Here is a 14,406-nt window from a genome sequence, read left to right as displayed (position 1 = left end):
GGCTCGCTCCCACAGGGGATCTCCAGTGTCCGGGAGACCATTGTGGGAGCGAGCCTGCTCGCGATGGCGGACTGACAGCCCCGCCAGCCCCATCAGCAACTCGCTCCATTAATGGGCAACGCGCTTTGATTCGGTGCAATAAATCGGACGCTTTGACTCAAAACTGTTATTTCCCGCTCTAAACCCGGGTTCTGACGACTTGGCACAACCACTGCATTACCTCTCCCAACAGACATAAAGCCCAGCCTTCAACGATGAAGGGTGTGCTTCCCGAGAGAACGGGACCAGGACAAAGGCGTCCTCGCTAGGCAACTAGCGGGACGCCTTTTTTTGTTTGCGCAAAATATGTCGAGCAAGACCTGACAGCCCTGATGAGGCGGGTCCGAGCTCCCCGGAGAACCTGATGAAAAAACTAAAACTGGTGATGATCGGCAACGGCATGGCCGGGGTTCGTACCCTGGAAGAACTGCTCAAGTTGAGCAACGAGCTGTACGACATCACGGTCTTCGGCGCCGAACCCCATACCAACTACAACCGCATCCTGCTGTCCCCGGTACTGGCCGGTGAACAGACCTTCGAAGAGATCGTACTGAACGATCTCGACTGGTACCTGGATAACAACATCAAGTTGCTGCTCAACCGCAAAGTAGTGGAGATCGACCGGATCAAACGCCGCGTGATCGCCGACGACGGCACCGAAGCGGAATACGATCGCCTGCTGATCGCGACCGGCTCGACCCCGTTCATCCTGCCGATCCCCGGCAACGCTTTGCAGGGTGTGATCGGCTATCGCGACATCGCCGACACCCAGGCCATGATCAACACCGCGAAAACCCACAAGCACGCCGTGGTGATCGGTGGCGGTCTGCTCGGCCTGGAAGCTGCAAACGGTCTGATGCTGCGCGGCATGCACGTCACCGTGGTGCACATCGGCGAGTGGCTGCTGGAGCGGCAGCTGGACAAAACCAGTGGCCAACTCCTGCAAACCGCCCTGGAAGCCCGCGGCCTGCATTTTCGTCTGAGCGAACAGACCCAGGCCCTGCACGATGCCGGCAACGGCCGGGTCGGCTCGGTTGAATTCAAGAATGGCGACATCATCCCCGCCGACCTGGTGGTCATGGCCGCCGGCATCCGCCCAAGCACCGAACTGGCGGAAAAATCCGGCATCCCCTGCCATCGCGGGATTCTAGTCAATGACACCCTGCAAACCTATGACCCACGGATCTACGCCATCGGCGAATGCGCCAGCCACCGCGGAACCGCCTACGGCCTGGTCGCGCCGCTGTTCGAGCAAGCCAAGGTCTGCGCCAACCACCTCGCGCAACTGGGCTTCGCCACCTACAAAGGCTCGGTGACCTCGACCAAATTGAAAGTCACAGGCATCGACCTGTTCTCCGCCGGCGACTTCATGGGCGGCGAAGGTACCGAAACCATCACCCTCTCCGACCCGATCGGTGGGGTCTACAAAAAACTGGTGATCAAGGATGACGTGCTGGTCGGCGCCTGTCTGTACGGCGACACGGCCGATGGCGGGTGGTATTTCCGACAGATTCGTGAAAATCACGACATCGACGAGATCCGCGATCACCTGATGTTCGGCGACGCTTCGTTCATGGAGCAGGCCATCGGCGACGCAGGACACTCCGGCAGGGAAGCAAGCTGATGAACCAGATTACCGCTTCCACCTGCTGCTACTGTGGGGTCGGCTGCGGCGTGCTGATCGAGCATGACGGCGAGCGCATTCTCGGCGTCAGCGGCGATCCGAGCCACCCGGCGAACTTCGGCAAGCTGTGCAGCAAGGGGTCGACCTTGCACCTGACGGGCGACTTGACCGCGCGAGCGTTGTACCCCGAACTGCGCCTGGGCAAAGGCCTGGCCCGCAGCCGCACCGACTGGGACACCGCCCTCGACCACGCGGCCAATGTCTTTGCCCGAACCATCGCCGAACACGGCCCGGACAGCGTGGCGTTCTACATTTCCGGGCAGTTGCTGACCGAGGACTATTACGCCTTCAACAAACTGGCGCGAGCGCTGGTGGGCACCAACAACATCGACAGCAATTCGCGGCTGTGCATGTCATCCGCAGTGGTCGGCTACAAGCGCAGCCTCGGGGCCGATGCGCCGCCATGCAGCTACGAAGACCTGGAACTGAGCGACTGCGTGATGATCGTCGGCAGCAACATGGCCTACGCCCACCCGGTGCTGTTTCGTCGCCTGGAAGAAGCCCGGTCCCGCCGCCCGCAGATGAAAGTCATCGTCATTGACCCCCGTCGTACCGACACCTGCGATTTGGCCGACCTGCACCTGGCGATTCTTCCCGGGACCGATGTCGCCTTGTTCCATGGGATTTTGCACCTGCTGCTGTGCGAAGACTGGGTCGACCGCGATTTCATCCAGGCTCATACCGAAGGTTTGGCCGAACTGACCAATCTTGTACGCGATTACACGCCGTCAATGGTGTCGCAGCTGTGTGGGATCGAGGTCGAGCAATTACAGGAATGCGCCAGATGGGTCGGCACCTCCACGAGTTTTCTGTCGCTGTGGTGCATGGGATTGAACCAGTCCACCGCCGGTAGCGCCAAAAACAGCGCACTGATCAATCTGCACCTGGCCACCGGGCAAATCGGCCGTCCCGGCGCAGGACCGTTCTCCCTGACCGGTCAGCCAAATGCCATGGGTGGACGGGAAACCGGCAGCCTGTCGAACCTGCTGCCGGGCCATCGCGAAGCGGCCAATGCCGAGCATCGCGCGGAAGTGGCGGCCTATTGGGGCGTTGATCAACTTCCGGAAAATGCCGGGCTTACCGCGATCGAGTTGTTTGAACAGGTTCGCTGCGGAAAAATCAAAGCCCTGTGGATCGCCTGCACCAACCCGGCCCAATCGTTGCCGGACCAGACCGCCGTGCGCGCTGCCCTGGAGGCCTGCCCGTTCGTGGTGTTGCAGGAAGCCTTTCGCACCACCGAAACCGCCGCGTTCGCCGACCTGCTGTTGCCTGCCGCCAGTTGGGGCGAAAAGGACGGTACGGTGACCAACTCCGAACGGCGCATTTCCCACGTTCGCCGGGCCATCGTCGCACCGGGTGAAGCGCGTTCCGACTGGGCGATCACGGTGGATTTCGCACAACGCCTGGAAAAACAGCTGCGCCCCGGGCAAAACAGCCTGTTTGCCTTTGAAACGCCGGCGCAGGTCTTCGACGAATACAAACACCTGACCCGCGGGCGTGATCTGGACTTGTCCGGCATCAGTCATGCGCTGATCGACCGCCTCGGCCCACAGCAATGGCCTTTCCCCTCTGGCGCCAGCGAAGGCACTGCACGCCTGTATCTCGACGGTATTTTCCCGACCGCCAGCGGACGTGCTCAGTTTGTGGCCGATCCGTATCGCGCGGCCAGGGAACAACGCGACGCACACTTCCCGCTGACGATGATCACCGGTCGCTTGCGCGATCAATGGCACGGCATGAGCCGCACCGGCACCGCCGCGCAGCTGTTCGGGCATGTCAGCGAGGCCGTGTTGAGCCTGCATCCGGATGAAATGCGTCGGCATCGTCTGCAACCCGGCGATCTGATCAGCCTGAAAAGTCGGCGCGGCGCGGTAATCGTGCCGGTCGCCAGCGACGACAGCGTGCAGCCTGGCCAGGCCTTTCTGCCCATGCATTTTGGTGACCGTTTCCTCAAGGGCGGCGTGAACACCCTCACCCTGCCCGCTTTTGATCCGCTGTCAAAACAACCGGAACTCAAACACAGCGGCGTGCGACTTGAGCCGGTGCAGTTGCCGTGGCAGCTGTTCGCCCTGGTCGAAGGCAATGTTCAACAACATTTTGAGACGCTACGACCGCTCTGCGAGGCGTTTTCCTACGCCAGCCTCAGCCTGGTCGGCCGTGAACGCCCTGCGCTGCTGATACGCGCTGCCAGCGCCACCGCGCCTGATCCGCAACTGCTGCGTGACATCGATCAGTGCCTGGCGCTCAACGACGGTCCCGTACTGGCCTACGACGACCCACGACGCTCCATCGGCAAACGCGTGCGGATCGAGAACGGTCGGATCACCGCGATTCGCCTGGCCGGCGAAACACTCGCCCAACACTGGCTGCAAAACCTCTGGCTTGAGGGACGCGTCGACGAACAACTGCGCCGTTGGCTGCTGGCACCACTGAGCGCGCAGCCGGGTAACGCGGGCACGGCGGCAGCGGGCACTAAAACCCTTTGCAACTGCAAGAACGTCAGTCAACGCGCGGTCTGCGCCGGCATCAGCCGTGGCCTGGACTTGCAGGGCCTGAAACAAGAATTGGGCTGCGGCACGCAATGCGGCTCCTGTGTACCTGAAATCAAGCGTCTACTGGCTGCCACTGCGCAGCCGATCGCCGTTATCGCGTGAGGAAAATACGATGAGCGCAAAAGTCTGGCTGGTGGGTGCAGGTCCCGGCGACCCTGAATTGCTGACCCTCAAGGCTGTTCGGGCGTTGAGAGAAGCAGATGTTGTGCTGATCGACGATCTGGTCAATGACGCGGTGCTGGAGCATTGCCCCGGCGCGCGGATCATTCCTGTGGGCAAACGCGGCGGCTGTCGTTCCACGCCTCAAGCCTTCATTCATCGTCTGATGCTGCGTTATGCCCGCCACGGCAAATGCGTGGTACGGCTCAAGGGCGGCGATCCGTGCATCTTCGGTCGCGGCGGTGAAGAGGCACAGTGGTTGCGCGAGCACGGCGTTGAGGTCGAACTGGTCAACGGCATCACTGCCGGGCTGGCGGGTGCGACGCAATGCGATATTCCGCTGACCCTCAGAGGCGTTGCCCGTGGCGTGACGCTGGTCACCGCCCACACTCAGGACGGCAGCAGCCTGAACTGGCAGGCCCTGGCCCAGGGCGGCACGACGCTGGTGATTTATATGGGCGTGGCGAAGCTGAGCGAGATCCGCGAGCAGCTGCTGGCCGGGGGGATGGCGGCGGATATGCCGGTGGCGATGATTGAAAACGCGTCCCTGGCGCACCAACGGGAATGTCGGAGCAATTTGACGGCCATGGAACAGGATGCCTCAGCATTCGAATTGAAAAGCCCGGCGATCCTGGTCATTGGCGCGGTAGCAGCCCGCTCTGCGCTTTACTGTGGGAACGAGTCTGCTAGCGAAGCGGACTTGTCCGTCGACATCAATGCTGGATATCAACGCGCCTGACGGCTCGCCCCTCACCAAATCGCAGACAAAGAAAAGCCCGGCCTAAGCCGGGCTTTTCTCAGAGCTGCGGGCTAATTACTTAGCTTGAGCTTCAACCTGCGCTTCTACGCGACGGTTTACAGCGCGGCCAGCTTCAGTTTTGTTGTCAGCAACTGGGCGGGATTCGCCGTAGCCAACAGACTGAACGCGGGTCGATTCAACACCGTACTGGTTGGTCAGAACTTGCTTAACGGCGTTTGCACGACGCTCGGACAGTTTCTGGTTGTAAGCGTCAGGACCGACGGAGTCAGTGTGACCTTCAACAGTAGTGGTGGTGGATGGGTACTGTTTCATGAAATCAGCGAGGTTTTTGATGTCGCCGTAGCTGTTAGGCTTGACTACCGACTTGTCGAAGTCGAATTTCACGTCCAGTTCAACACGAACAACTTCAGCAACTGCTGGGCAGCCATCAGCGTCAACAGTTACGTTGGCTGGGGTGTCCGGGCACTTGTCAACGTTGTCGCACACGCCATCGTTGTCGCTGTCGGAGCAGACTTCAGCTGGTGCTGGAACTGGAGCAGCAGCAGGCTTGGAGCCGCCACCGAAGTTCACACCGATACCGACGCTTGGAGCCCACTCGGTGTCGCCTTGGTCGATGTTGTACTGAGCTTCAACGCCAGCACGGGCATAGAAGTTGTCAGTGAAGTACAGCTTGGCACCGCCGCCAACGTTGGCGAAGGTCGAACGGTTGCGGCCGTTGCTGCCATTCTGGTCGATGCTCTGGTCCGAGAAACCGGCAGAGACGTAAGGACGCAGCATGTCACCTGGGTTGTTGAAGTGGTACAGAGCGTCCAGAGCGGTGTTAGCGCCCTTGATGTTCTTGCCGTCGTCGGAACGAACGTTGTGCACTTCGTCGTAGCCCAGACGCAGTTCAACGTCGTCGGTCAAGAAGTAACCGATCGAGCCGCCGAACAGGTTGCCGTTGTTCTTGAAGTTACGAGCGCTGTCGAATTGTTCTTTCTTAGCGAAGCCTTCGATTTCAACTGCGCCTTGGCCTTGTGCCAGAGCGCCGAACGAAGTGGCGGCAATCAAAGAACCAATGGCCAAGCCCAAGGTGTTTTTCAGTTTCATCCGTTAAATCCCCATCTGGTGATTGTGAAGCAGTCCCGCAAACCGGGGGACAACTCGGCGGCAAGTCTATCAGAACTTGCCTACACGTAAGAGATATTTGCGCCGAACTAAGTTTCAGCAATGCCTGCAAATTTCTCACGCAATTTGTCTAGAGCGCGTTTGTACCGCATTTTTGTTGCACTCAAACCCATGTGCATGATGTCTGCGATCTCCTGAAACTCCAGCTCTGCGACAAATCGTAGCACCAGAATTTCACGGTCAATCGGGTTCACATACACCAGCCAGCGATCAAGTCCACCCTTATCCTCGGGTTTCGGCGTCTTTTCTTCAGACGCTTCCTCGAGGGGGTCCAGACTCAAAGCGTCCATCAAGCGACGCTTTCGCCGTTCCTTCCGATACTGTGTGATGCATTCGTTGTACGTGATGCTGTAGAGCCACGTTTTGAACTTCGATTTTCCCTCGAAGTTCTTCAGGCCATACAACACCTTCAACATCACTTCCTGACAGACATCGTCCGCGTCGCGATCGTTCCCCAGATATCGTGCACAGACGTTAAATAATGTTCGTTGGTAACGCCGCATCAGTTCTTCATAGGCGCGTGTTACGTGAAACAGCTCGGTATGCGAGCGCGCGACCAACTCCTCATCAGAGAGCTCGCGGGGGTCGTAGCGCGTGGAGAGCGATTGAGCTTTATTCAAAACAAGTCGGGCCGACAGTCAGGTCAATGTCCGCCGCAGCCCTTACAGGGCACTTTGCGGCGGCATACATTAGCAGGGTTTGCCGGGTTAGCGGCTACTCACATGCTGCTCCAGGAGGATCCGATTGGAGAGAGAGACTAGCTCACCCTCATCGGTCAGCAATGTGGTTTTAACCGTGCCGATCTCTTCGATCTGACCTTCGACCTCGCCAACACGCACTTGTTGCCCAACCTGATACAACTCACGCACATAGATTCCCGCAAGAATCTGACCGGCAATTTCCCGGCTTCCCAACCCCATGGCCAGCGCAACTGCCAGACCAACGGTAATCAAAACGATCACAATCACGTGGTTGAGCAGGTCAGTCTTGACCTCCAACTGGCTGATCGCGACCGAAATACTGATGATAATTACCAGCCCCTGGGCAATTCGTCCCAGGCCCGCAGCGTAATCCAGCCCTACGCCCTCTGCGGCACCACGCACCAGCCCATTGGCCAGTTGCGCCAGCAACACACCCACCAGCAGCACCAGCGCGGCGCCAAATACTTTTGGCAAATACAGCGCAAGCATGTCAAGCGTAGCCGAAACTCGCTCAAGTCCAAGGGACTCTGCGGCAGAAACCAGAAAAATCAGCAGAACGAACCAATAGACAATCTTTCCGATCAGGGTCGAGATCGGCACTTGCAAGCCGGCCCGGGACAGCAATTTGGTCAGACCGGTGCCGCCCATCAGGCGATCAAGGCCCAGCTTGGCGAGCAACTTCGACAGCAAAGTATCCAAAAGTTTCGCAACGACGAAACCCAACAGCAGCACAACCAGCGCGCCGAACAGGTTCGGGATGAAATTGGCCACCTTGGTCCATAACGCAGTCATTGCAGTGACGAGGCTCTGTGTCCAGAGATCAAGTTCCATATTCAATCAGCCTTATCAGCGGTGCGAGCGGTAGGTTTACGGTGGCGGGATACCGGCGAGACGTGGGCCGAGCCGTTATTGAGGGCAATCATCAGCGCGGGCAACCAGCGGCCCAGCAGGCTGAACAGATCGCCAGCGCCGACCTGGCGGTTGGCGGTTTTCAGGACACGCCCAAGGCACGCATCGTCGTCACGGGTGGACGGCGAGGCGTTCAGCATGTCGCGCAAAGACTGTTCAAACGGATCGTGCATACGCACCTCTCGTGATGTCTGTGAAAGACGCGGTCAAATTTGCCCGGGTCACATGGCTCATCGTCACACCCAGCGCAAACGTCTAAATAACCACCACTGTCCGAGCGCTACCGAAACCATCATCAGGCACGCGATCAGGAACCCATAAGGGCTGGCGGAGAATGGAATTCCACCGACGTTGATGCCCAGAAGACCGGTCAGAAAACTCATCGGCAAAAAGATCCCGGTGATGATCCCGAAGCGGTACATCGTGCGATTCATGCGCACGCTCAAACGTCGGTCTTCAGCCTCGAGGACCAGCCCCACCCGCTCCCGGGTCAATTCCAGCTCCTCAAGATATCGGGTCAGGCTGTTGTTCAATTCGTTCCAGTAATCGCCATCGTCTTCGACGAACCAGGGCAGTTTTATCCGCGTTAGCTGTCCGAAAATTTCCCGCTGCGGAGCAAGGAAACGTTTCAGTGCAGCAGCCCGTCGACGGATCTGCAAAATGGCGCCGTGCTCGGGTGTATACCGTTCGTCGGCATCCAGCTTTTCTTCTTCCTCATCGACCACTTCCGAGAGGCAACTGACCAGATCCTGCACCTTGTGGGTGAGGTACTGAGCCATATAAAGGATGAGTTCGGAGGCGGTTTTCGGCCCTTTGCCTTCGGCCAGCGTCACCAGCAACTCATCAGTGGCGCGCAATGGACGCAGGCGAAGGGAAATCACACGCTGGGCTGAGGCGAAGATACGCACCGAGACCATGTCTTCCGGTTCTGCGCCCGGGTTCAGGTTGACCCCGCGCAGAAACAGCAGCAGTTCGGAGTCCGGCAGCGGCAGAAGGCGCGGACGGGTGTTCTCTTCGAGCAGCAGGTCACAGCTGAATTCACTCAGACCGCTGGATTTGCGCAGCCAGGTCTGGGTTTGCGGGTGACTGCGATCCCAGTGCAGCCACAGGCTTTCATGGGCCTGTAGCTGCAAATCATCGAGTTCAGTCCGGGCTATCGAACGCGCACCGCCTTTACCATCCAGCACCAGGGCATGCACCAGCCCCCACTGCGCGTTTTCTTCCTCGAACATCCTCACCCCTTTGTTGGTCTTGCGCTTTATTCAGGCATCTTCAGCGGGCTTGGCGAGATGATCACGCCGTTGTTGTCCGCGTAGATGTAATGGCCTGGATGGAAGGTCACGCCCGCAAAGGTCACCGCCACGTTGAGATCGCCGATACCACGCTTGTCGGTCTTCATGGGATGGCTCGCCAGTGCCTGAACCCCCAGGTCGGTTTGCGCAATGACGTCGACGTCACGGATGCAACCATAGATCACCAGCCCTTCCCAGCCGTTGTTCGCGGCTTTCTCGGCGATCATGTCGCCCAGCAGGGCACGACGCAGGGAACCGCCACCGTCGACCACCAGCACCTTGCCATTGCCCTTGAGCTCGGCTTGTTCCTTGACCAGCGAGTTGTCTTCGAAGCACTTGATGGTCACGATTTCGCCGCCGAAAGAATCACGGCCGCCGAAATTGCTGAACATCGGTTCCAGCACCTGCACCAGCTCCGGGTAGGCGTCGCACAGGTCAGGCGTGAGGTAATGGTTCATCGAGAAACTCCTGTAGAGAGGAAGACAATCGAGTGTGTCGCAAAGTGACCGGAACAGCTCAATGCGTCATATCTTAGCCTCAAGCCGAACAGAGCGAAATGCCCTTGTTAGAGCATCAGGCTCAGATTGCCGTGGCCAAATCCGGCTTTTCTCCCAGTAAAGGCGTTTGCTGATCGGCCAGCCAGCGCGCTACCAACGGCCAGACTTCGGTTTGGGCGGCTTTGCTGACGAGCATTTCCACGTGACCGAAATTATCGCCAAAGCCCTGCTCGCGGCCAAGGTTGATGAATTGCTTGTGTTCGGAACCCATTTGATCGAACAACTTGCGGCACGCCCATGCCGGATCCTGGTGATCGCCAGCGGCACTCACGGCCAGCACCGGTATTTGAACGTCGGCCAATCCCGCCCACCAGTCCTTCTCCGCATCGCCGAAGCGCCCGAACAGGCCATACCAGCGCATGCTTTCCAGGGCCAGGCCAATCGGCTCGTCCTCCGGGCCACGCTTGAGCCGCGAACCGGACAGTTGGGCGAAACGCTTGAGAATAAAGCGCCCGCTCCACTCCACCGGTGGAATTTTCAACGGCCAGTAGGTGCGACTGACCTGCGTGCCGAAGAACGCCGCCGACGCCACGACAGGCTCGCCGATGTATTCACCACCCAGTGCCGCCGCCAATGTGATGCCGCCCAGCGAGTGACCGATCCAGTGCGGGACCTGACCACTCTGCTCGCGTACGAACGCGCCAATGGCCGGCAGATCGTAACGGGCGTAGTCGGCAACACGGTTCTTGCGGTAGTTCTGATTACGCTGGGACAGGCCGTGACCGCGCATTTCGGGAATCCAGACATCGAATCCCAGGCGCGTCAGGTAGGCGCCCAGCCCAAGTCCTTTCGGCGAGAACCAGAACCGGCGATTGGAAAAGCTGCCGTGCAACAAAATCACCGGCACGCCACGCACGGACGATTCATCAGCCATGCCAAGACGCGTCACAGCCAGTTCGACTGTGCCGTCAGGGCTGTTGCCAGGTTTCAAACGATAGACATCTTCGCTCAGATCGCCGCGACGCTCGGCACTGATCAGGGCGACAGGAAATAGGTTGCTGCTGCTTTGCATAATGCTCTTGCACAAAAAAGGGCGGCTTCCAGAGGAGCCCGCCCTACTTGAATCTTAAAGCCCCAGCCGCTAAAGCGGCCGGGGCTTCACTCACACCATCAAGCCGAAGCCTGACCTTCAGCCAGGAAGAACCAGGTTTCCAGTACGGAATCGGGGTTCAGCGAAACGCTTTCGATGCCCTGCTCCATCAGCCACTTGGCCAGATCAGGGTGGTCCGAAGGGCCCTGACCGCAAATACCGATGTACTTGCCAGCCTTGTTGCAGGCCTGAATCGCGTTGGCCAGCAGCTTCTTGACCGCCGGATTACGCTCGTCGAACAGGTGCGCGATGATCCCGGAGTCACGGTCCAGGCCCAGGGTCAGCTGGGTCAGGTCGTTGGAGCCGATGGAGAAGCCGTCGAAGAACTCGAGGAACTCTTCAGCGAGGATGGCGTTGGACGGCAGCTCGCACATCATGATGATGCGCAGACCATTTTCGCCACGCTTCAGACCGTTCTCCGCCAACAGATCGATGACCTGGCTGGCTTCGCCTAGGGTACGGACGAAGGGCACCATGATTTCGACGTTGGTCAGGCCCATCTCGTTGCGCACGCGCTTGAGGGCACGGCATTCGAGTTCGAAGCAGTCGCGGAAAGATTCGCTTATGTAACGCGAGGCGCCACGGAAACCCAGCATCGGGTTTTCTTCTTCCGGCTCGTAGAGCTTGCCGCCGATCAGGTTGGCGTATTCGTTGGACTTGAAGTCCGACAGACGCACGATGACCTTTTTCGGCGTGAACGCAGCGGCCAGGGTGCTGATGCCTTCAACCAGTTTCTCGACATAGAAACCGACCGGATCGTCGTAACCGGCAATGCGCTTGTCGACGCTGTCCTTGATGTCCTGCGGCAGCCCGGCGTAGTTCAGCAGCGCCTTGGGGTGCACGCCGATCATGCGGTTGATGATGAATTCCAGACGGGCCAGGCCCACACCGGCGTTCGGCAGTTGCGCGAAGTCGAATGCACGGTCCGGGTTACCGACGTTCATCATGATCTTGAACGGCAGATCAGGCATGGCATCGACGGAGTTTTTCTTGATGTCGAAGCCCAATTCGCCTTCGAAGATGTAACCGGTGTCGCCTTCAGCGCAGGAAACGGTCACGCCCTGGCCGTCTTGCAACAGCTGGGTGGCGTTGCCGCAACCGACCACGGCCGGGATGCCCAGCTCGCGAGCGATGATCGCCGCGTGGCAAGTACGGCCGCCACGATTGGTGACGATGGCGCTGGCGCGCTTCATGACCGGTTCCCAGTCCGGGTCGGTCATGTCGGAGACCAGAACGTCGCCTGGCTGGACCTTGTCCATCTCGGACACGTCCTTGATGATGCGGACCTTGCCGGCGCCGATGCGCTGGCCGATGGCGCGACCTTCAACCAACACGGTGCCGGTTTCTTTCAACAGGTAACGTTCCATGACGTTGGCCTGAGTGCGGCTCTTCACGGTCTCAGGACGGGCCTGAACGATGTAGAGCTTGCCGTCGTCGCCGTCTTTGGCCCATTCGATGTCCATCGGGCACTTGTAGTGCTTCTCGATGATCATGGCTTGCTTGGCCAGTTCGCTGACCTCAGCGTCGGTCAGGCAGAAACGGGCGCGATCGGCCTTGTCCACGTCGATGGTCTTGACCGACTTGCCGGCCGTGGCGACTTCGCCGTAGATCATCTTGATGGCCTTGCTGCCCAGGTTGCGACGCAGGATGGCCGGACGACCGGCGGCCAGCGTGCCTTTGTGGACATAGAACTCATCCGGGTTCACCGCGCCTTGTACGACGGTTTCACCCAGGCCGTAGGCGCCGGTGATGAACACCACGTCACGGAAGCCCGATTCGGTATCGAGGGTGAACATCACGCCGGCGGTGCCGGTTTCGGAGCGGACCATGCGCTGCACGCCAGCCGACAGGGCAACCAGCTTGTGGTCGAAGCCCTGGTGGACGCGGTAGGAAATCGCGCGGTCGTTGAACAGGGAGGCGAACACCTCTTTGGCGGCGCGAATAACGTTTTCGACACCACGGATGTTCAGGAAGGTTTCCTGCTGACCGGCGAAGGAAGCGTCCGGCAGGTCTTCGGCGGTAGCGGAAGAACGCACGGCCACGGCCATGTCAGGGTTGCCGGCCGACAGCGTGGCGAACGCAGTGCGGATCTCGGCGTTGAGTTTCTCGGGGAATTCGGCTTCCATGATCCATTGACGGATCTGGGCGCCAGTCTTGGCCAGGGCGTTGACATCGTCGACGTCCAGGGCGTCGAGGGCGGCGTGGATCTGATCGTTCAGGCCGCTCAGTTCCAGAAAATCACGATAAGCCTGAGCTGTCGTGGCGAAGCCACCGGGCACCGATACACCGGCACCTGCGAGGTTACTGATCATCTCGCCCAGGGATGCGTTCTTGCCCCCTACGTGCTCTACATCATGGACGCCGAGCTTATCGAGGGAAACTACGTACTCTACCAAGGTGATCTCTCCACTAACTGTGTTGGAAAAGCTCAGAAGCCGGGCGCTCGGGGGAGCGTTTGCCAGCTGTATGGCCTGGACCTGGAAAATAAGTGAGAATGCGGGCCACTGGCGGCCGGCAAATCGCGCCTATCATATCCAAGATTCGTCACTAGCTTAAGGCCCAAGGTGCAAATGAAACGATCTGCTTTCTTTATTTCCGACGGCACCGGCATCACAGCCGAAACCCTCGGCCAAAGCCTCCTGGCGCAGTTCGAAAACATTACCTTCAGCAAATTCACGCGTCCGTACATCGACAACGTGGATAAAGCGCGGGCCATGGTACAACAAATCAACAAAGCCGCCGAAACCGACGGTTTCCGGCCGATTATCTTTGACACCATCGTCAATCAGGACATCCGTGAGATCCTCGCCACGTCCAATGGTTTCATGATCGACATTTTCTCGACCTTCCTGGCGCCGCTTGAACAGGAACTGACCGAGCATTCTTCCTACACCGTCGGCAAATCCCACTCCATCGGCACCAACTCCAATTACATGGAGCGGATCGAGGCGGTGAACTTCGCCCTCGACAATGACGACGGCGCGCGCACGCATTATTACGACAAGGCCGACCTCATCCTAGTGGGCGTGTCGCGTTGTGGTAAGACACCGACGTGCCTGTACATGGCGATGCAATTCGGCATCCGCGCGGCCAACTACCCGCTGACCGAAGACGACATGGAACGCCTGCAACTGCCCACCGCACTGCGCGCCCACCAACACAAGCTGTTCGGCCTGACCATCGACCCGGATCGTCTCACCGCGATCCGCAACGAGCGCAAGCCCAACAGCCGTTATTCGAGCTACGCACAGTGCGAGTTTGAAGTGCGCGAGGTGGAGAACCTGTTCCGCCGGGAGAACATTCCGAACATCAATTCCACGCATTTTTCGGTGGAAGAGATTTCGGCGAAAATCCTTGTCGAGAAAGGTGTTGAGCGGCGGTTCAAATAGTTCTGCGGCGCCCGTTATAGCGCTTTCGCGAGCAGGCTCGCTCCCACAGTTGATCTCCAGTTGACACAAAGTTTGTGTACGAGAGAGATCCATTGTGGGAGCGAGCC

At 59.1% G+C, this 14,406-nt stretch carries 11 protein-coding genes and 1 pseudogene; 4 read left to right on the top strand and 8 right to left on the bottom strand.

What is annotated here, in order from left to right; translation table 11 throughout:
* Positions 1–403: 403 nt before the first annotated feature.
* From QMX98_RS24490 to cobA, 3 genes and pseudogenes are all read left to right on the top strand, one after another.
* Positions 404–1,660: pseudogene (locus QMX98_RS24490) on the top strand (FAD-dependent oxidoreductase); the annotation flags it as partial.
* Entirely contained in the window at positions 1,660–4,377 is a 2,718-nt protein-coding gene (locus QMX98_RS24485; RefSeq protein WP_282411498.1) for a nitrate reductase, read from the top strand. The pseudogene QMX98_RS24490 and the gene QMX98_RS24485, both read left to right, overlap by 1 nt.
* A 10-nt stretch (positions 4,378–4,387) precedes the next feature.
* Positions 4,388–5,173: a uroporphyrinogen-III C-methyltransferase gene (gene cobA, locus QMX98_RS24480; RefSeq protein WP_010456514.1), complete on the top strand. Its 786-nt coding sequence runs from the start codon at positions 4,388–4,390 to the stop codon at positions 5,171–5,173.
* A gap of 75 nt (positions 5,174–5,248) precedes the next feature.
* Here the strand turns inward: cobA and QMX98_RS24475 are convergent, their stop codons facing one another.
* The 8 genes from QMX98_RS24475 to ppsA all read right to left on the bottom strand — a co-directional run bounded on the left by QMX98_RS24475 (position 5,249) and on the right by ppsA (position 13,306).
* The gene (locus QMX98_RS24475) at positions 5,249–6,283 is read right to left on the bottom strand and encodes an OmpA family protein (protein WP_282411497.1); all 1,035 of its coding nucleotides are present in this window, start codon (positions 6,281–6,283) and stop codon (positions 5,249–5,251) included.
* Between the two features lie 107 nt (positions 6,284–6,390).
* Positions 6,391–6,981 carry an RNA polymerase sigma factor SigX gene (sigX, locus tag QMX98_RS24470; protein WP_010456518.1) on the bottom strand — a complete coding sequence of 197 codons (591 nt, stop codon included), beginning with the start codon at positions 6,979–6,981 and terminating at the stop codon, positions 6,391–6,393.
* Between the two features lie 87 nt (positions 6,982–7,068).
* Positions 7,069–7,893 (bottom strand): mechanosensitive ion channel domain-containing protein, encoded by an 825-nt coding sequence (locus tag QMX98_RS24465; RefSeq protein ID WP_008027407.1) that lies wholly within the window; start codon positions 7,891–7,893, stop codon positions 7,069–7,071.
* A gap of 2 nt (positions 7,894–7,895) precedes the next feature.
* Complete coding sequence (locus QMX98_RS24460; RefSeq protein ID WP_077748196.1) at positions 7,896–8,144, bottom strand: CrfX protein; 249 nt, start codon at positions 8,142–8,144, stop codon at positions 7,896–7,898.
* A 63-nt stretch (positions 8,145–8,207) separates the two neighbouring features.
* Positions 8,208–9,203, bottom strand: a complete 996-nt coding sequence (locus QMX98_RS24455; protein WP_083376059.1) for a zinc transporter ZntB — start codon at positions 9,201–9,203, stop codon at positions 8,208–8,210.
* A gap of 26 nt (positions 9,204–9,229) precedes the next feature.
* The gene (gene rraA, locus QMX98_RS24450) at positions 9,230–9,721 is read right to left on the bottom strand and encodes a ribonuclease E activity regulator RraA (RefSeq protein WP_010456528.1); all 492 of its coding nucleotides are present in this window, start codon (positions 9,719–9,721) and stop codon (positions 9,230–9,232) included.
* 121 nt (positions 9,722–9,842) lie between these two features.
* Entirely contained in the window at positions 9,843–10,832 is a 990-nt protein-coding gene (locus tag QMX98_RS24445; protein ID WP_010456530.1) for an alpha/beta fold hydrolase, read from the bottom strand.
* A 98-nt stretch (positions 10,833–10,930) separates the two neighbouring features.
* Entirely contained in the window at positions 10,931–13,306 is a 2,376-nt protein-coding gene (ppsA, locus tag QMX98_RS24440) for a phosphoenolpyruvate synthase (protein ID WP_010456532.1), read from the bottom strand.
* Positions 13,307–13,480: 174 nt separating this feature from the next.
* Here ppsA and QMX98_RS24435 point away from each other — a divergent pair, with 174 nt between their 5' ends.
* Entirely contained in the window at positions 13,481–14,299 is an 819-nt protein-coding gene (locus tag QMX98_RS24435) for a pyruvate, water dikinase regulatory protein (protein WP_077748193.1), read from the top strand.
* Positions 14,300–14,406: the final 107 nt, after the last annotated feature.

Source organism: Pseudomonas sp. PS02303, from assembly GCF_029959925.1.
Lineage (GTDB): Bacteria > Pseudomonadota > Gammaproteobacteria > Pseudomonadales > Pseudomonadaceae > Aquipseudomonas > Aquipseudomonas mandelii.
This window is presented reverse-complemented; position numbering and strand designations above follow the sequence as displayed.